The 16,436-nt window shown below is 71.7% G+C and carries 18 protein-coding genes; 14 read left to right on the top strand and 4 right to left on the bottom strand.

The window, feature by feature from the left end:
- Window positions 1-104: 104 nt before the first annotated feature.
- The 5 genes from CACI_RS30020 (at window position 105) to CACI_RS30000 (ending at window position 4,339) form a co-directional block, all read left to right on the top strand.
- Window positions 105-914: a lysophospholipid acyltransferase family protein gene (locus CACI_RS30020; RefSeq protein WP_083795871.1), complete on the top strand. Its 810-nt coding sequence runs from the start codon at window positions 105-107 to the stop codon at window positions 912-914.
- Window positions 911-2,416 carry a MacS family sensor histidine kinase gene (gene macS / locus CACI_RS30015; RefSeq protein ID WP_015794644.1) on the top strand — a complete coding sequence of 502 codons (1,506 nt, stop codon included), beginning with the start codon at window positions 911-913 and terminating at the stop codon, window positions 2,414-2,416. Before CACI_RS30020 ends, macS begins: the two co-directional genes overlap by 4 nt.
- 49 nt (window positions 2,417-2,465) lie before the next feature.
- Window positions 2,466-3,119: a response regulator gene (locus CACI_RS30010; RefSeq protein WP_015794643.1), complete on the top strand. Its 654-nt coding sequence runs from the start codon at window positions 2,466-2,468 to the stop codon at window positions 3,117-3,119.
- On the top strand, window positions 3,116-3,544 hold the full coding sequence (locus tag CACI_RS30005; RefSeq protein WP_015794642.1) for a GNAT family N-acetyltransferase: 429 nt from the start codon (window positions 3,116-3,118) through the stop codon (window positions 3,542-3,544). The genes CACI_RS30010 and CACI_RS30005 overlap by 4 nt, the downstream gene beginning before the upstream one ends.
- A 69-nt stretch (window positions 3,545-3,613) precedes the next feature.
- A complete protein-coding gene (locus tag CACI_RS30000; protein WP_015794641.1) occupies window positions 3,614-4,339 on the top strand; it encodes a maleylpyruvate isomerase family mycothiol-dependent enzyme in 726 nt (241 codons plus the stop codon).
- Between the two features lie 26 nt (window positions 4,340-4,365).
- On the opposite strand, the gene CACI_RS29995 is transcribed toward CACI_RS30000, so the two are convergent.
- Window positions 4,366-5,643: an alpha/beta hydrolase family protein gene (locus tag CACI_RS29995; RefSeq protein WP_015794640.1), complete on the bottom strand. Its 1,278-nt coding sequence runs from the start codon at window positions 5,641-5,643 to the stop codon at window positions 4,366-4,368.
- A gap of 209 nt (window positions 5,644-5,852) precedes the next feature.
- Here CACI_RS29995 and CACI_RS29990 point away from each other — a divergent pair, with 209 nt between their 5' ends.
- The 8 genes from CACI_RS29990 to CACI_RS46230 all read left to right on the top strand — a co-directional run bounded on the left by CACI_RS29990 (window position 5,853) and on the right by CACI_RS46230 (window position 14,040).
- The gene (locus CACI_RS29990) at window positions 5,853-6,881 is read left to right on the top strand and encodes a 6-phosphofructokinase (protein WP_015794639.1); all 1,029 of its coding nucleotides are present in this window, start codon (window positions 5,853-5,855) and stop codon (window positions 6,879-6,881) included.
- A 78-nt stretch (window positions 6,882-6,959) separates the two neighbouring features.
- Complete coding sequence (locus CACI_RS29985) at window positions 6,960-7,982, top strand: SMP-30/gluconolactonase/LRE family protein (RefSeq protein WP_015794638.1); 1,023 nt, start codon at window positions 6,960-6,962, stop codon at window positions 7,980-7,982.
- 51 nt (window positions 7,983-8,033) lie between these two features.
- Window positions 8,034-8,600, top strand: coding sequence for a hypothetical protein (locus CACI_RS29980; protein ID WP_015794637.1), 567 nt, complete (start codon window positions 8,034-8,036; stop codon window positions 8,598-8,600).
- Between the two features lie 14 nt (window positions 8,601-8,614).
- Entirely contained in the window at window positions 8,615-9,943 is a 1,329-nt protein-coding gene (locus CACI_RS29975) for a sensor histidine kinase (RefSeq protein WP_015794636.1), read from the top strand.
- Window positions 9,940-10,614, top strand: a complete 675-nt coding sequence (locus tag CACI_RS29970; protein ID WP_015794635.1) for a response regulator — start codon at window positions 9,940-9,942, stop codon at window positions 10,612-10,614. The genes CACI_RS29975 and CACI_RS29970 overlap by 4 nt, the downstream gene beginning before the upstream one ends.
- Before the next feature lie 127 nt (window positions 10,615-10,741).
- Complete coding sequence (locus CACI_RS29965; protein ID WP_015794634.1) at window positions 10,742-12,106, top strand: class II 3-deoxy-7-phosphoheptulonate synthase; 1,365 nt, start codon at window positions 10,742-10,744, stop codon at window positions 12,104-12,106.
- Window positions 12,107-12,164: 58 nt separating this feature from the next.
- Window positions 12,165-13,211, top strand: a complete 1,047-nt coding sequence (locus CACI_RS29960) for a threonine aldolase family protein (protein ID WP_015794633.1) — start codon at window positions 12,165-12,167, stop codon at window positions 13,209-13,211.
- Window positions 13,212-13,278: 67 nt separating this feature from the next.
- Window positions 13,279-14,040 (top strand): hypothetical protein, encoded by a 762-nt coding sequence (locus tag CACI_RS46230; protein ID WP_143765441.1) that lies wholly within the window; start codon window positions 13,279-13,281, stop codon window positions 14,038-14,040.
- 3 nt (window positions 14,041-14,043) lie between these two features.
- Here CACI_RS46230 and CACI_RS53690 read toward each other — a convergent pair whose 3' ends face one another.
- Window positions 14,044-14,172, bottom strand: coding sequence for a hypothetical protein (locus CACI_RS53690; RefSeq protein WP_263053449.1), 129 nt, complete (start codon window positions 14,170-14,172; stop codon window positions 14,044-14,046).
- Here CACI_RS53690 and CACI_RS29950 point away from each other — a divergent pair.
- Window positions 14,171-14,743, top strand: coding sequence for a hypothetical protein (locus CACI_RS29950; RefSeq protein ID WP_143765440.1), 573 nt, complete (start codon window positions 14,171-14,173; stop codon window positions 14,741-14,743). The genes CACI_RS53690 and CACI_RS29950 overlap by 2 nt on opposite strands.
- 21 nt (window positions 14,744-14,764) lie before the next feature.
- Here CACI_RS29950 and CACI_RS29945 read toward each other — a convergent pair whose 3' ends face one another.
- Window positions 14,765-15,445: a LuxR C-terminal-related transcriptional regulator gene (locus CACI_RS29945; RefSeq protein WP_015794630.1), complete on the bottom strand. Its 681-nt coding sequence runs from the start codon at window positions 15,443-15,445 to the stop codon at window positions 14,765-14,767.
- Window positions 15,438-16,436 (bottom strand): sensor histidine kinase, encoded by a 999-nt coding sequence (locus tag CACI_RS49295; RefSeq protein WP_143765439.1) that lies wholly within the window; start codon window positions 16,434-16,436, stop codon window positions 15,438-15,440. Before CACI_RS49295 ends, CACI_RS29945 begins: the two co-directional genes overlap by 8 nt.

Genomic DNA, 16,436 nt, shown 5'->3' with positions numbered 1-16,436 from the left:
ACGCGGCACGCAGTAGTGTTCGCTTCGGAAACCCGAAGATAACCCCGTGCGTTGCAGGTATGAAGTCACTGTACGCGTATACCGCCCTACGGAGAGGCAGACGGTTGTTCTACGGCTTGCTCAAGGTGATCTTCCTGGGGCCGCTTCTCCGGGTGCTCTTCCGGCCGTGGGCCAAGGGCCTGGAGCACATCCCGGCCGAGGGTCCGGTCATCCTGGCCAGCAACCACCTGTCCTTCTCCGACTCCTTCTTCATGCCGCTGATGGTTCCCCGGCCGGTGTACTTCCTGGCCAAGAGCGACTACTTCACCGGCAAGGGGATCAAGGGCCGGCTGACCGCGGCGTTCTTCCGCGGGGTGCGCTCGGTGCCGATCGACCGCTCCAGCGGCAAGGCCGCGGACCCGGCGCTGAAGACCGCGCTGCGCATCCTGTCCGAGGGCAAGGCGCTGGGTTTGTACCCGGAAGGCACGCGCTCGCCCGACGGCCGCCTGTACAAGGGCCGGACCGGCATCGCGCGCATCGCGCTGGAGTCCGGCATCCCGGTGGTGCCCTGCGCGATGGTCGGCACGTACGAGATCCAGCCGACCGGCCAGGTCATGCCGAAGATCAAGCGGGTCGGCGTCCGCTTCGGCGAGCCGCTGGACTTCTCGCGCTACCGCGAGGTCCCCGGCGCCGTCGACGACCGCTACATCCTGCGCTCCATCACCGACGAGATCATGTACGCGCTGATGGACCTGTCGGGCCAGGAGTACGCCGACATCTACGCCACCGACGCCAAGAAGATCATCGCCGCCGAGAAGGCCGCCGACCGCGCCGAGCAGCGCGCCGAGGCGAAGAAGGCAGCGGTCGAGGAGCGCCGGGCGGCGATCGAGGAGCAGCGGCAGCAGGAGGCTGACGAGGACGCCCGGCGGCAATGAACGGGCCGGGGGATCCGACGTCGCCGGTCTTGCCGATGCCGGCCGCCGAGGCGGTTGAGGGGGCTAAGAAGGCTGAGAGGGTCGAGGGCGTCGCGGTTGCCGAGGGCGTTGAATCCGTCTCGGTCGCTGAGGTCGCCGAAGCTATTGAGGCTGTCGCGGCGGCGCCGGAGGCGGCTGAGATATCTGAGGCGTCTGAGGTTCCGGTGCTGCCGGTGTCGCAGAACCCGCAGCCGATGCTGGAGCCGGTCCCGGAGCCGCGCCCCGCGCCGAACTCGCCTCCCCAACCGTCCCCGCAGCAGCGTCCGGCCGTCGACAGCGCCATGTGGCGCGCCCTGGGCTTCTTCCGCAGCCTCGCGCTGTTCTACGCCGTGGCGCGCTTCGCAGCGTCCTACGACCGCTACGCGCACATCGGCCCGGCGGTCGTCGTCCTGTTCACCATGGCCGTCTGGACCGCCTGGACCGGCATCGTCTACCACCGCACCACCACGACCCGGCGTGCGCTGCTGTCCTTCCTCGCCGCGGACTTCGCCGTCGGCGCCGCCGCCGTCCTGAGCACCGACCTGGTCGACACCCGCGCGCGTATCGAAGCCGGCGCTCTGACGCTGCCCACGGTCTGGTCCGCGGCGCCGGTGATCGCCGTCGCGATCGCGCTGGGCTGGCGCGGCGGGGTCGCGGCGGCGGCGCTGATGGGCGGCGCCGACTTGCTCGAGCGCGGCGCGCTGAGCCAGGACCTGATCCACAACGCCGTCCTGATGGTCCTCACCGGCGCGGCGGTCGGCTACCTCACCGCGCTGGGCCGCACCGCCGAGCTCACCCTGGTCCGGGCCCAGCGTCTGGAGGCCGCCACGCGCGAGCGCCAGCGCCTGGCCCGCGACATCCACGACGGCGTGCTGCAGGTGCTGGCGCTGGTCCAGCGGCGCGGCGCGGAGATCGGCGGCGCGAGCCGGGACCTGGGCCGGATGGCCGGGGAGCAGGAGTTGGCGCTGCGTTCGCTGGTCAACAGCTGGCACGAGGTCGAGGGCGCCGATGCCGGCGGCGACCCGGTGGACCTCGATCTGAGCGCGCTGCTCGGCCGGCTGGCCGGACCCCGGGTGACGCTGGCCGGTCCCGGCGCGCCGGTGCCGCTGCCCAGCGCGGTCGCGCGCGAGGTCGCCGCAGCGGCCGCCGCCGCGCTGGACAACGTCCGCGCGCACGGCGGCCCGGGCGCCGACGGCCTCGGAGCCCGCGCCTGGATCCTGGTCGAGGACGAGGGCGACGGCGTCATCGTGACGGTCCGCGACGACGGTCCCGGCATCCCCGAAGGCCGCCTGGAGGAGGCCCGCCGCGCCGGCCGCCTCGGCGTCGCGCACTCCATCCAGGGCCGGCTGCGCGACGTCGGCGGCACCGTCGACGTGGTCTCCGTCCCCGGTCAGGGCACGGAGGTGGAGATGCGCGTCCCGCGTCCGCCCGCGCCGTCCGGCGCCGGCCACGGCGATCTGAAGACCATATGGCGAGTGCGCTGAGCGGGCCGCCCTCGATAAGGTCGGGCCCGTGAACACTCAGGTCAGGGTCATGGTCGCCGACGACCACCCGATGTGGCGCGACGCGGTGGCCCGCGACCTCGCCGAGGCCGGGTACGACGTGGTGGCCACGGCGGGGGACGGCGAGGAGGCGGTCCGGCGCGGAACCGCCGCGCGTCCCCAGGTCGTGGTCCTGGACATGCAGATGCCGCGGCTGTCCGGCGCGGAGGTCACGGCCCGCCTGGTCGCCGCCGACCCGGATGTCAAGGTATTGGTGCTCTCGGCCTCCGGCGAGCAGCAGGACGTGCTGCAGGCGGTGAAGGCCGGCGCGATCGGCTACCTGGTGAAGTCCGCCAGCCGCGAGGAACTGCTGGCGGCCGTGGAGCGCATCGCGGTCGGCGACCCGGTGTTCACCCCCGGCCTGGCCGGACTCGTGCTCGGCGAGTTCCGCAAGCTGGCGATGGTCCCCCCGGGCGCCGGCGCCGGGACCGCCGCCGACACCCCGCGCCTCACCGACCGCGAGACCGAGGTCCTGCGGCTGGTCGCCAAGGGACTGTCGTACAAGCAGATAGCCGACCGCCTGGTGCTCTCCCACCGCACCGTGCAGAACCACGTCCAGAACACGCTCAACAAGCTCCAGCTGCACAACCGCGTCGAGCTGGTGCGCTACGCCATCGCCCAAGGGCTCGACGAGGACGACGAATGACGATGACCCAGCTGACCACCGGCGGCCGCGACCCGGAGCTGAGCGCGGCGCTCGAGGCCGGACTGGAGGAGTACAACTTCGCCGCGACCGGGACCACGAAGGCCGACCAGGACGTCTTCTCGGTGAAGGTGAGCGACGACGCCGGCGCGCTCGTCGGCGGGCTCACCGCCTGGACCTGGGCCGGACTGTGCGGGATCAGCATGCTGTGGGTGCGGGCCGGCTCCCGCGAGGACGGCTGGGGCTCGAAGATCCTGCTCGCCGCCGAGGCCGAGGCGCGCCGGCGCGGCTGCGACCGGATCGCGGTGTCCTCCTTCACGTTCCAGGCGCCGGAGTTCTACCAGCGGCACGGCTACGCCGAGACCGGCCGGACGCTGGGCATCCCCGGCGACGGCGAGGACGTGCACATGTTCAAGCGCCTCGACTGATCTCGACCGCTGATCTCGACCGGCGGTAATCACCGGTGACAACACCGTCGCTGAGGTAGCTTGCGCCCCATGGGTGATTTCGACTTCCTCAGCCTCCTGCGCTCCGAGCTGGACACCTTCGGCGCGCTGCTCGCCGGTCTGACCAAGGCGGACCTCGACCGGCAGGTCCCCTCGTGCGCGCCGTGGACGCTCTATGAGCTGGCCGACCATCTCGGCAACGGCAACCTGTGGGTCACCACGGCGATCCAGGAGGGCCACGGCCGCAACGACCAGGAGCGCACCGCCCCGCACGACCCGGCGTCCCTGCACACCTGGTACCTGAGCACGGTCGACCAGATCACCACCGCGCTCGCCGCCGACCCCGGCACCGAGGCCTGGACCTTCAGCAGCCTGATGCCGCGCACCGTCGGGTTCTGGCAGCGTCGGCGCGCGCACGAGACGCGAATGCACCGCTGGGACTTGCAGAACGCGCTGGCCGGCGTCGGCGGCGCGGCCGAGCCGATCGACGCCGCCTTCGCCGCCGACGCGGTCGGCGAGGTGTTCGAGCTCTTCGCCCCGCGCATGATCAAGCGCGGTCTGGCGGCCGAGCCGGCGACCGCGCTGCGCCTGACCGCGACCGACGCCGGCCGCTCCTGGGAGTACGGGCCCGGCGAGCCGGTGTCCGAGGTCGCCGGGACGGCCTCGGACCTGGCGCTGATGATCTGGGGACGGATCGGCATGGACGCCGCGGGCCTGGCCTGGAGCGGCGACCGCGCGGCGGGGGAGCGGGTGGTCAAGGCGCCGCTCGTGCCCTGATGCCCGCGCGTCTTGTGCCCTGATGATCAGGACATGAACTGCACGTCCGGGAACTGCGGCGACGGCCCGTCCAGCAGCCGGCTCGGACGGTTCCGCAGGTGCAGGTCGAAGAAGGCGAGCGGGTATGCCTGCTGGACGCGCACGCCCTCGTTCGGGTCCATGGTCCCCACCAGGCCCTGCACCGTGTCCTGGCTCAGCCCGAGGATCTTCGCCACCGGCAGGATCAGCCCTTCGGCGTCGCTGAACGCGATGTGTTCGGCGCCGTTGAGCTGGAAGTAGCGGCGCCAACCCTTGAGGTGCGTCCAGAACTCTTGCGCGTCGGGGTCGGCGTCCCGGGTGAACACCGCGCTCATCATCATGAAGGGCTTGGCCAGGTCGGTGGTGATCGTCGGCTCCATCGGGCCGTCGAAGGCCAGCCCGGCGCGGATCCGGTCGTCGGCCAGGGTCGCCAGGGCGGTCGCGGTGCCGCCCTTGGACCAGCCGAACATGCCGATCCGGTCCAGGTCCAGGCTGCCCGGCAGGCCGTCGGGCAGCGGATGGCGATCCACGTCGGGGTTGCGGCCGGCGGCGATGGCGTGGATCTGGTCCAGCAGGAACCGGGCGTCGGCGGCGAAGTCGCTCGGGGACTCCGGGACGTTCGCGCTGCCGGCCGGTGACAGGACCGGCCCGCCCGGGAACTGCGTGAACGCGTCGTAGGTGTGGTCCACGGTGGCCACGATGTAGCCGTGGCTGACGAGCTCCTGCACGACGGTCGTCGCATCCGAGCGGTGGTCGTGCGCGCCGTGGGAGAACAGGATCACCGGGCGCGGGCGCCCGCCGCGGCGCACCGGCGCGCCGAGATGCCCGGCGGTGGCGGGGACCGGCAGGCTGGCCGGGTCGAAGCCGGCGTCGGCGAGCCAGGCCTGGAACGTGCCGGTGGTCATCCAGGGCGCGACCGGGTAGCGGTCGGCGTCCCGCGCCGGGTACCAGATGCTGGCCATCAGCGGGTAGGACTGGCCCGGGTTCAGCGGGTCGGGGCGCGAGGTGTCGAGCAGGTGCAGGTCGACCGTGCCGACTTGGTACGGGCCGGTCGGCGGCGGGATGAACAGGTGCGCCGGGGGCGCGGTGGTCTTCGTGCCGGCCGGGCTCGGGGCGGTCGGGTGCGTATTCGTATTCGTGGTCGTATTCGTCTTCGCGGCGTCCGCCGTGGCCGCCGAAGCCCGGCCGGCCAGGCCCAACGGGACCGCGACCCCGGCGGCCATCGTGGCGCCCAGCAGGGTCCGGCGGTTGGGTCGGCGGCGGGCGGGGAACGGTGTGGTGGTCATGTTCGAACCCTGTCACCGGCCCGTCCGGGCGCACATCGGCCCGGGGGCGTAAGCCCGGGGGTGACATCGGCGCGGCACGAAGATCACGAGAGGTGACCGGCGTGTCTCGGCAGGTGATCAACGGGTTCTCGTTACCGTCTCGTAGCGGTTACGGTGGCGGTGATCGTACGGTGACCCAGATCACATCGTGAACATCAGGGAGTGTGGCCATGCGCATCGGAGTGCTGACCGGCGGCGGGGACTGCCCGGGACTGAACGCGGTGATCCGCGCCTCGGTCCGCAAGGGAGTGCAGTTCTACGGCTTTGAGTTCGTCGGTTTTCGGGACGGCTGGAAGGGCCCCCTGGACCGGATGACCAAGCCGTTGGACGTCGAGGCGGTGCGCGGCATCCTGCCCCGCGGCGGCACCATCCTCGGATCCTCGCGCACCAATCCGTTGAAGGTGGAGGGCGGCGTCGAGCGGATCAAGGAGAACCTGGCAGCCGAGGGCGTGGACGCCCTGATCGCCATCGGCGGCGAGGACACCCTCGGCGTCGCGACCGTGCTCGGCGACGAGTACGGCGTCAACGTCGTCGGCGTGCCCAAGACCATCGACAACGACCTCAACGCCACCGACTACACCTTCGGCTTCGACACCGCGGTCCACGTCGCCACCGAGGCGATCGACCGTCTGCACACCACCGCCGAGTCCCACTCCAGGGCGCTGATCGTGGAGGTGATGGGCCGCCACGCCGGCTGGATCGCCCTGCACTCGGGCCTGGCCGGCGGCGCCAACGTGATCCTGATCCCCGAGGTCACCTTCGACATCGACGAGGTCTGCGGCTGGATCGAATCCCGCTTCGCCCGCGGCTACGCCCCGATCGTGGTGGTCGCCGAGGGCGCGACCCCCAAGGACGGCCAGATGGAGGTCTCCTCCGGCGAACTCGACGCCTTCGGCCACGTCCGCCTCGGCGGCATCGGCGAACGCCTCGCCGACGAGATCGAGCGCCGCACCAAGAAGGAAGCCCGCACCACCGTCCTGGGCCACACCCAGCGCGGCGGCACCCCCTCGCCCTTCGACCGCTGGCTCGCCACCCGCTTCGGCCTCCACGCCATCGACGCCGTCCACGACGGCGACTTCGGCAAGATGGTCGCCCTGCGCGGCACCGACATCGTGCGCGTGCCGCTCGCGGCCGCCACGGCGACGCTGAAGACGGTGCCGATGTCGCTGTATGAGGAGGCGAAGGTCTTCTTCGGCTAAATCAGCCCGGATCTGGTGCTCGCGCCCCCTGCCCACTAACGTCCTCATTTTGGACCGGTGAGAGGGGGCGCGAGCTCTATGGCTCAGCGTTCGAAGATGGCCGCGGTGCGGTGGACGCCACCGCCGAACCCGCAGCCGGTGCGGCGGCGCGGTGATGTGCGGACGCTGCCGGAGGTGCGGCGGATCGCCTTGCCGGGCGCCGGGCCCGAGCACATCGCGGTCGACACGGCCGGGAACTTGCTCACCGGTCTGGCCGACGGCCGCATCCTGCGCGTGACGCCGGAGGGCGAGGTGCGCGCCGTCACGACCACCGGCGGGCGGCCGCTCGGGCTGGAGATGCTCGGGGAGGACGCGCTGGTGGTGTGCGACGCCTATCGCGGGCTGCTGGAGGTGCAGCTGTCCAACGGGACGGTTGGGGTGCTCGCGGCGAAGGTCGCGGGGGAGCCGCTGACGTTCTGCAGCAACGCCGCCGTCGCCGCCGACGGGAGCATCTACTTCACGCAGTCCTCGCGGCACTTCAACATCGACGCGTACCGCGGCGACCTGTTCGAGCACTCCGCGACCGGCCGGCTGTTCCGCTACCGCGACGGCGGCGTGGAGGTGGTCGCCGACGGCTTCGCCTTCGCCAACGGCGTCGTGCTCGTCGAGGACGGCGCGGCGGCGATCGTGGCCGAGACCGGCGGCTACTGCCTGACCCGCGTTCAGCTCGAAGGCGCCGAGACCGGTCGCACCTCGCCCTTCGGCGCCCCGCTGGCCGGCTTCCCCGACAACCTCACCAGCGACGCCGACGGCCTGATCTGGGCCGCCATGGTCTCGCCCCGCGACCCGGCGCTCGACTGGCTCCTGCCGAGGAACCCGCGGCTGCGCTCGCTGGTGTGGGCCACGCCCGAGCGGTTGCAGCCGGCGGAGAAGGACGTGGCGTGGGCCATCGCGTTCGACGCGAGCGGGGAGAAGGTGCGGGAGTTGCGCGGCTGGGGCGTCGGCTATAAATCGGTCACCTCGGCGCGACGCAGTGGGGAAACGCTATATCTGGGCAGCCTGACGGAGAACGCCATCGCTGTCCTCGAACTCGGCTCTCTCGGCGCCGTGAAGAACATGTGACCACCCCCAACCCCCGTCACCCCCGCCCCACCCACGCCCTACCGTCACAGCGTGGACAGTGACCAAAGCGACCACCACCTCCGCCGCATCCGCCTGTGGCTCGCCCTCTTCATCACCGGCCTGGTCCTCAGCGGCGTCACCGCCTTCCCGCTGGAGACCGAGACCCGCTGGCTCAGCGCCTGGCTGCACCACCTCCCCGCGCCCGGCGCCCTCACCGCCTGGATCGACCGCACCCACGAGGGCCTCCAGCAGACCAACGCCGAGTACCCCTTCATCTCCTACGGCACCGACTGGCTCGCCTTCGGGCACCTCACCATCGCCGTGGCCTTCTACGGGCCCTGGCGCGACCCGGTCCGCAACAAGTGGGTCGTCCAGTTCGGCATGATCGCCTGCGCCGGCGTCATCCCGCTGGCGCTGATCTGCGGCCCGATCCGGGGCATCCCGTTCGGGTGGTCGCTGGTGGACATGTCCTTCGGGGTGTTCGGGGCGCTGCCGCTGATCCCGGTCTGGCGGCACATCAAGGTTTTGGAGTCCGGCGGACCAGTGCGTACTCCCCCCGGAGTACCCGCACCGGGGGCACAGCCTCCGCTCGACGGATACCCGCGTCCGGCGATCTGATCTAGCGTTCAACCATGACCGACCAGCCGCCGCAGCCGCCCTCGCGCCCCTGGCTGGCGTGGCTGTGGGTGGAGCGCTCGACGGTCGGGCTGCCGCTGATCGTGCTGGTCATCGACGTGTTCGGGACCTGGGGCGCCTACGGCCACTGGCACAACCAGGGCGGGAGCACGCAGGTCGACGTCCGGCCGCTGGACTGGTTCGCCTGGCTCCTGGTGGTCGCCGGTCCGATCGCGCTGTGGCACCGGCGCAAGGCGCCGCGCGTCGCCTTCGCGGTCTGCCTCGGCGCCACCCTGCTCTACCTGCTGATGGGTTACGCCACCGGCCCGATCTACCTGAACGCGCTGCTCGCGGTGATCGTCATCGGCGGCACCGGCTACCGGCGCGAGGTGTGGGCCGGGTCGCTGCTGTTCGCGATCGGGATGATCTTCGTGCCGACGCACGCCCACGTCGGCGAGAAACGCAACAGCCCGGCCGACATCCTGTTCACCGCCGGCTGGCTGCTGGCGCTGCTGATGCTCGCCGAGCTGTTCGGGCTGCTGCGCCAGCGCGCGCTGGAGGCGCAGAAGGCCCGGGACCAGGAGGCCAGAGCCCGGGAGCAGGAGTCCCGGCGGCAGGCCAGCGAGGAGCGGCTGGAGATCGCCCGGGAGCTGCACGACGTGCTGGCGCACTCCATCTCGCTGATCGCGGTGCAGGCGAACGTGGCGCTGGAGGTCATGGACCGGCGCCCCGAGCAGGCCCGGATCGCGCTGTCGGCGATCAAGGACGCCAGCCGCTCGGCGCTGGGGGAGGTGCGCTCGGTGCTGACCGTGCTGCGCGGCGACCGGGCCGCGCCCCGCGATCCGGCACCGGACCTGGGACGGCTGGGGCACCTGGTGGAGCTCGCCGAGGCCGCCGGGCTGAAGGTCGCGCTCAGCGTGGTCGGCGACCTGGAGGCGGTGCCGCTGGCGGTGAGCCAGGCCGGCTACCGGATCATCCAGGAGTCGCTGACCAACGTGGTCCGGCACGCCGCCGCCGGGCGCGCGACGATCCTGGTGGAGGCCGCCGGCGGCCTGCACCTGCGGATCGCCGACGACGGCCGGGGCTGCCCGCTCGGGGAGCCCGGCGCCGGCGGCAACGGCCTGCCGGGGATGCGCGAGCGCGCCACGGCCTTCGGCGGCACGCTCACCGCCGGACCGCAGTCCGGCGGCGGCTTCCGGGTCGACGCGCACATCCCGTTCGGCGCCTTGCTCGGCAATGCCGGCAGTAACGCCGACGGCAACGCCGACGCCGACGCCGTAATAGTTACTGACACCGCCCCCACCCTCACCCCCACCGCCGAAGACCATGCCGAGGAGCCGACATGATCAGGGTCCTGCTCGCCGACGACCAGGCGCTGGTCCGCGCCGGCTTCCGCGCGCTGCTGGAGGTGCAGGACGGCATCGAGGTGGCCGGGGAGGCCGCCGACGGCGCCGAGGCGCACCGCCTGGCCGCCGAGCTGGCGCCCGACGTGATCCTGATGGACATCCGCATGCCCGGCACCGACGGGCTGGAGGCCACCCGCCTGATCACGGCCGACGAGAAGCTCTCCGGCGTCCGCATCCTGATCCTGACCACCTTCGAGCTGGACGAGTACGTCTTCGAGGCGATCCGCGCCGGCGCCAGCGGCTTCCTGCTCAAGGACACCGAACCCGCCGACCTGCTGCGCGGGCTGCGCGCGGTGGCCGCCGGCGAGGCCCTGCTGGCGCCGAGCGTCACCCGCCGGCTGATCGCGGAGTTCGCCGTCCGCAGCAAGCGCACCGGTCCCAACCCCGCCGCCGAGCAGATCAAAGCCCTGACAGAGCGCGAGCGCGAAGTGCTGGCGCTGGTCGCCGCCGGGCTGAGCAACGAGGAGATCGCCGACCGCCTCGTGCTCAGCCCGCTGACCGCGAAGACGCACGTCAGCCGCAGTATGGTCAAGCTCGGCGCGCGCGACCGGGCACAGCTGGTGGTCCTGGCCTACGAGTCCGGACTGGCCCGTCCCGGCTGGCTCGACTGAGGCCACTTGCGCCCCGCCAGGCGAGCCCGGCACCACCGTCACCGCCCGGTCCTGCGGCTCGGATCCGACGGTCCCACGCACTGGACGCGGCGGCGGAGGCCTTCGGAGCTTCGCGTACCCTGGCTCAATGAGTGAAGTCGTCAGGAATCCGGCCGGGACCGGATCCATCGAAGACACGTGGTCCGCGCTCCCCGCGGGCCAGCAGCCGGAGTGGCCGGACGCCGCCGAGCTGTCCTCCGTCGTCTCCGAGCTCCGCTCGTATCCGCCCCTGGTCTTCGCCGGGGAGGCCGACCAGCTCAAGGACCGCATCGCCGCGGTGTCCCGGGGCGAGGCCTTCCTGCTCACCGGCGGGGACTGCGCCGAGACCTTCGCCGGGGTCACCGCCGACGCGATCCGCGCCAAGCTCAAGACGCTGCTGCAGATGGCCGTCGTGCTCACCTACGCCGCCTCGCTGCCGGTGGTGAAGGTCGGGCGCATCGCCGGGCAGTACTCCAAGCCGCGCTCCAAGCCGACCGAGACCCGCGACGGGGTCACCCTTCCGGCGTACCGCGGCGACTCCGTCAACGGCTTCGACTTCACCCCCGAGGCCCGCACCCCGGACCCCAAGCGCCTGCTGCGCCTGTACCAGGCCAGCGCCTCCACGCTGAACCTGGTGCGCGCGTTCACCACCGGCGGCTACGCCGACATGCGCCAGGTGCACGCCTGGAACCAGGACTTCGTGGCCGGCTCGCCCTCCGGGGAGCGCTACGAGGCGCTGGCCGGGGAGATCGACCGCGCCCTGCAGTTCATGCGCGCCTGCGGCACCGAGCCGGAGGAACTGCGCACCGTCGAGTTCTACGCCGCGCACGAGGGCCTGGTGCTCCCGTACGAGTCGGCGCTGACCCGCATCGACTCGCGCACCGGCAACCCCTACGCGACCAGCGGCCACTACATCTGGATCGGCGAGCGCACCCGGGACCTGGACGGCGCGCACGTGGAGTACTTCAGCCGGATCAGCAACCCGATCGGCATCAAGCTGGGCCCGGGCACCGCCCCGGACGACGCGCTGTCCTACCTGGACCGGCTGGACCCCGACCGCGAGCCCGGCCGGCTGTCGTTCATCGTCCGCATGGGCGCCGGGCAGGTGCGCGAGAAGCTGCCGGCCCTGGTGGAGAAGGTGCGCGGCGAGGGCCACCAGGTGGCGTGGATCTGCGACCCGATGCACGGCAACACCTTCGAGGCGCCCTCGGGCCACAAGACCCGCCGCTTCGACGACGTGCTCGACGAGGTCAAGGGCTTCTTCGAGGTGCACCACGGCCTCGGCTCGCACCCCGGCGGCATCCACGTCGAGCTCACCGGCGAGGACGTCACCGAGTGCGTCGGCGGCGGCACGGAGATCGCCCTGGACGCCCTGCACCAGCGCTACGAGACGCTGTGCGACCCCCGGCTGAACCGCAGCCAGTCGCTGGACCTGGCGTTCCTCGTCGCGGAGATGCTGCGCGCCCGGCGCTGAGCCAGACTTCCCGCTCCCGTCCCCGCCTCGCGGGGACGGGAGCGATACGTTTCGGGGCATGGCGACTATCAACCGCGTTCTCCCGATCGATCTCCGCAGCGACACCGTCACCACGCCCTCCGCACCCATGCGCGAGGCGATGGCGGCCGCGGAGGTCGGCGACGACCAGTACGGCGAGGATCCCTCCGCCCGGCGGCTGGAGGAGGCCGTGGCGGCCTTGTTCGGCTTCGCCGAGGCGATGTTCGTGCCGACCGGTATCATGGCCAACCACATCGGGATCCGTCTGCAGGTCGGGCCCGGCGAGGAACTGATCTGCGACGCCGACGCGCACATCGTCGCGCACGAGAACGGCGGACTGGCGGCGCACGCCGGGATCCAGACCCGCACCCTGCCCTCGGCGCGCGGGCTGATGGACCCCGACGCCCTCGCCGCGATGATCCGCGTCGGCGACCGCTACACCGTTGGTACCCGCGCGGTGGAGGTGGAGAACACCCACAACCGCGGCGGCGGCGCCGTGTATCCCCTCGAGACGCTGCAGCGCATCAGGGCCCTGACGGACGCCTCGGGCATCGGGCTGCACCTGGACGGCGCGCGCATCTGGAACGCGCACGCGGCCGCCGGCGTCCCGCTGCGGGAGTACGGCGCGATCGCGCACACCATGTCGGTCTGCATGTCCAAGGGACTCGGCGCGCCCGCCGGCTCGCTGCTGCTGATGCCCGAGGGCCGTTCGGAGGAGGCGCGGTCCCTGCGGCGCCGCCTGGGCGGCTCGATGCGCCAGGTCGGCATCCTCGCCGCCGGCGCGCACTACGCCCTGGAGAACAACCTCGATCGCCTATCGCAGGACCATGAGAACGCCCGCCGGATCGCGACGGCGCTGCGGGACGCCGGCGCCTCGGTCCGCGAACCGGAGACGAACATCGTCCTCGTCGACACCGAGGACGCGCCGGCGGTGGCGAAGGAATGTTTCGGCAGGGGCGTGCGCATCTCCGCCTTCGGGCCGAAACTGCTGCGGATCGTGACTCATCTGGACGTGTCGGCGCAGGACTGTGACACCGCCGCCGACGTGGTTTCCTCCGTCTTGATGCAATCCCCTGAGAGGGGCTAGGGTCGGGCCCGGCTAGGCCGGTTGTCGCAAGCGAGCGAGCAAGGTGGGGAGAAGCCCGATGGGCTGGATGAGCAAGCTGTTCGGTTCCGAGGAGGAAATCGGCCCGGAGGAGGCGCATCGCCGCGCGGCCGAGGCGGACAAGGGGTCGAAGGCTCCCGCCAAGAAGACCGCTGCGAAGAGGGCGGCCTCCAGCGAGCACGAGCACGCGGACCGGCCCGCGGCCAAGAAGGCCGTCCCCGCCCCCCGCGCCGCCGCGCACTCCCACGAGCCGGCCCGCACTGCCTCCCCGACGCACCCGACGGTGTCCAGGGCCACGGGCAAGACCCTCGAGCACGACCAGATGCTCACGGTCCACATCCTCACCCACGTCCCCGAGCACTCCCCCCGCGAGGACGACCCGCACTACCACCTGTTCGAGCAGGCCAAGGCGCGCCTGAAGCGCCAGGGCATGTGGAAGTGCATCATCGACGACGACCTCTGCGACGGCGACCCGGAACTGCACCACACCCACGTGGAGTTCTCCCAGATCAACCAGGTCGACGAGAAGAAGATCATGCAGGCCCTCGGTCTGCACTTCGAGACCGACGAGGACTTCCAGAAGTGGGCCGAATCCCCCGGCAACCTGGAAGTCCTGTGCGCCAACCACCACCGCGCCCACTACGGCATCCACGTCATCCCCGGTCCCCTGTGGGAAGCCCTGCGCTTCCACAAGACCGGCACCGGCCCGGCGGCCGAGTTCATCCCCGCCGACAAGCTGGACGACCGGGACAAGGACGACGACGATGACAAGCCGGCCGTGAGGACGGCGGCTAAGAAGACTGCGAAGTAGGGCTTAGGCGCTGCGCCGCTCGACCGGATCCCGGTCGGGCGGCGTGGTGTTTTTCTGCGGGTTCACTGAGGGAAAGACCAGGGTCCGCCCCGGATCCGACGCTGCCCCGGTCGCCGCGACAGTGTCGGTCATGACGAAAAAACTCCTCGCCGTCACCACCGCGACCGCGACGCTGGGCGTCCTGGCGGTCCTCGGCTGCTCCGCCGCCACCGCGTCCGCCAAGCCCGCCGCTTCGGAAGCCGCAGCGGCTTCCACGGCCGCGCACATGACCGCCTTCACCACCGACGACGGCCCGACCGAGCAGGTGACCCTCGCCGGCGCGGTCGGGGACTACGGCCAGGCGGTCAGCGTCAACCCGGACGGTTCGGTCAACCCCGAGCACGACAGCCAGCTGGAGCTCCGGTTGCAGCACGGCACGTTCCGCCTCGACATCGCCGGCATCGACAAGGCCTTCGTCGCCGCGATGGGCAGCCGCTTCCCCACCGCTCCGGCCACGTGCTCCGGCACGATCAGCGTCACGCAGCGCGTCGCGGTGGTGAAGGGCTCGGGCACCGGCGCGTACCGCGGCGCCTCGGGCGACTTCACGCTGACCATCACCCTCGACGAGGTCGACAAGCCCACCGCGGGCAAGCCCTGCGACGGCAGCGAAGCCTTCCTGAACCAGACGATCATCACCGCCGGCCCGGGAAACATCCGGTTCTAGCGCGCCTACTTTTACCCGGCTCTACGCCAACCGCCGGTCGCTCGCCCACCGGGTGAGCTCCCGGCGGTTCGACAGTTGCAGCTTGCGCAGCACCGAGGACACGTGCGTCTCCACGGTCTTGATGGAGATGACCAACTCCCGCGCCACTTCCTTGTAGGCGTAACCGCGCGCGATGAAGCGCAGGACCTCGCGCTCGCGAGGCGTCAGCCGATCCAGCTCCTCGTCACGCGCAGCCGCTCCGCCACTGGCGAAGGCGTCGAGGACGAACCCTGCGAGGCGCGGCGAGAAGAAGGCATCGCCGTCGGCTACGCGGCGCACCGCGTCGGCGAGTTCGGCGCCGCTGATGGATTTGGTGACGTAGCCGCGTGCCCCGGCGCGGATGACGGCGATGACGTCTTCCGCCGCGTCCGACACCGACAACGCGAGGAAGCGGACGTCGGGAAGCGCCGGCGCCGTCTGCCTGAGGACTTCGACGCCGCCGCCTCCGGGCAGGTGGACATCCAGCAGCACGACCTGCGGGCGCGTCGCGGCGATGACTTCCACGGCACGCGCTGTCTCGTCCGCTTCGCCGACGATCTCGATCTCGATCGGCGCTCCCGCCTGCGCCCCCGCAGCCTTTGCGGCGCGGTGCAGTTCGGTCCGCACTCCGGCACGGAACATCTGGTGGTCGTCGACGAGCACGACGGTGATGGGATCACTCACACCGCATCTCCAACCGCACCTCGGTGCCCGCTCCGGGCGCGGTGCGGACTTCGGCGTGCCCACCGTGGCGAGCCATGCGCCCGACGATCGACTCCCGGATCCCCATCCGGTCGGCGCCCACCGCGTCGAGATCGAACCCTGGTCCTCGATCCCGGACATAGATCTCGACCCGACGCGCCGCCATCCCCGCGCCGCCGAACTTCGCCCCTGCCTCGGTTTCCGCCTCTGTTCCTACCTCCATCACCATCGCCGCATCCATCACCATCTCCACCTCGGCGAACACCGCGATCGGCGCCCCACCGGCATATTTCGCAGCATTGACCAGTGCTTCGCGCGCAGCCGCGACACACGCCGCCAGAGCACCGCCGAGCGCCACATCGCCGACCGCGACCACGTCCACCCGCACGCCGTGCCGGTCCTCCACCTCGGCCGCCGCCGCCCGCACCGCCCCGGCGAACGTCTCCGGCTCGGTGGCGTCGAGCGCCCGCCCCCGCCGGTCGTACAGCCACGCCCGCAGCTCCCGCTCCTGCGCCCGCGCGAGCCCGGCGACGTCCCGCGGATCAGCACGCTGAATCAGCGTCAGCGTGTGCAGCACCGAGTCGTGCATGTGCGCGGCGACCTCCGCGAACTGCTGAGCCCGAATCCGCTCACCACGCTCGGCATCCAGATCCCGCAACACCCGCAGCGCATAAGGCAGCGCGATCAACACCCCGCCGGAGAAGAGAATGAGCGCCGCAATGACCGCACTGGCCTCCGCCGCCAACGAAGCGCCATTGGTCGACAACCGCACCAGCGCCCCACCGACGACCAACACCCCCACCGCGCTCCGCGCATCCACCGCCCGCCCCCGCCGACCCGAGGCGTCCAACCACACCCCCCGCCGCTCAGCAGCCAGATCCCGCAGCAGCAACCCCATCCCCGCCACCACCGCCGCCAGCGGTATCAGAGCCCGCACCTGATCGCCCGCACTCGGCCCATCCAGCGCCGTCAC

Origin of the sequence: Catenulispora acidiphila DSM 44928 (assembly GCF_000024025.1) — a bacterium.
Taxonomy (GTDB): domain Bacteria; phylum Actinomycetota; class Actinomycetes; order Streptomycetales; family Catenulisporaceae; genus Catenulispora; species Catenulispora acidiphila.
Note: the sequence above shows the minus strand (reverse complement) of the source record. Positions and strands in the feature narration are given on the sequence as shown.

Coding starts and splice junctions, on each gene's coding strand:
- macS (WP_015794644.1), top strand. CDS start 911: ATGAACGGGCCGGGGGATCCGACGTCGCCGGTCTTGCCGATGCCGGCC.
- CACI_RS30010 (WP_015794643.1), top strand. CDS start 2,466: ATGGTCGCCGACGACCACCCGATGTGGCGCGACGCGGTGGCCCGCGAC.
- CACI_RS30005 (WP_015794642.1), top strand. CDS start 3,116: ATGACGATGACCCAGCTGACCACCGGCGGCCGCGACCCGGAGCTGAGC.
- CACI_RS30000 (WP_015794641.1), top strand. CDS start 3,614: ATGGGTGATTTCGACTTCCTCAGCCTCCTGCGCTCCGAGCTGGACACC.
- CACI_RS29995 (WP_015794640.1), bottom strand. CDS start 5,643: ATGACCACCACACCGTTCCCCGCCCGCCGCCGACCCAACCGCCGGACC.
- CACI_RS29990 (WP_015794639.1), top strand. CDS start 5,853: ATGCGCATCGGAGTGCTGACCGGCGGCGGGGACTGCCCGGGACTGAAC.
- CACI_RS29985 (WP_015794638.1), top strand. CDS start 6,960: ATGGCTCAGCGTTCGAAGATGGCCGCGGTGCGGTGGACGCCACCGCCG.
- CACI_RS29975 (WP_015794636.1), top strand. CDS start 8,615: ATGACCGACCAGCCGCCGCAGCCGCCCTCGCGCCCCTGGCTGGCGTGG.
- CACI_RS29970 (WP_015794635.1), top strand. CDS start 9,940: ATGATCAGGGTCCTGCTCGCCGACGACCAGGCGCTGGTCCGCGCCGGC.
- CACI_RS29965 (WP_015794634.1), top strand. CDS start 10,742: ATGAGTGAAGTCGTCAGGAATCCGGCCGGGACCGGATCCATCGAAGAC.
- CACI_RS29960 (WP_015794633.1), top strand. CDS start 12,165: ATGGCGACTATCAACCGCGTTCTCCCGATCGATCTCCGCAGCGACACC.
- CACI_RS46230 (WP_143765441.1), top strand. CDS start 13,279: ATGAGCAAGCTGTTCGGTTCCGAGGAGGAAATCGGCCCGGAGGAGGCG.
- CACI_RS29950 (WP_143765440.1), top strand. CDS start 14,171: ATGACGAAAAAACTCCTCGCCGTCACCACCGCGACCGCGACGCTGGGC.
- CACI_RS53690 (WP_263053449.1), bottom strand. CDS start 14,172: ATGACCGACACTGTCGCGGCGACCGGGGCAGCGTCGGATCCGGGGCGG.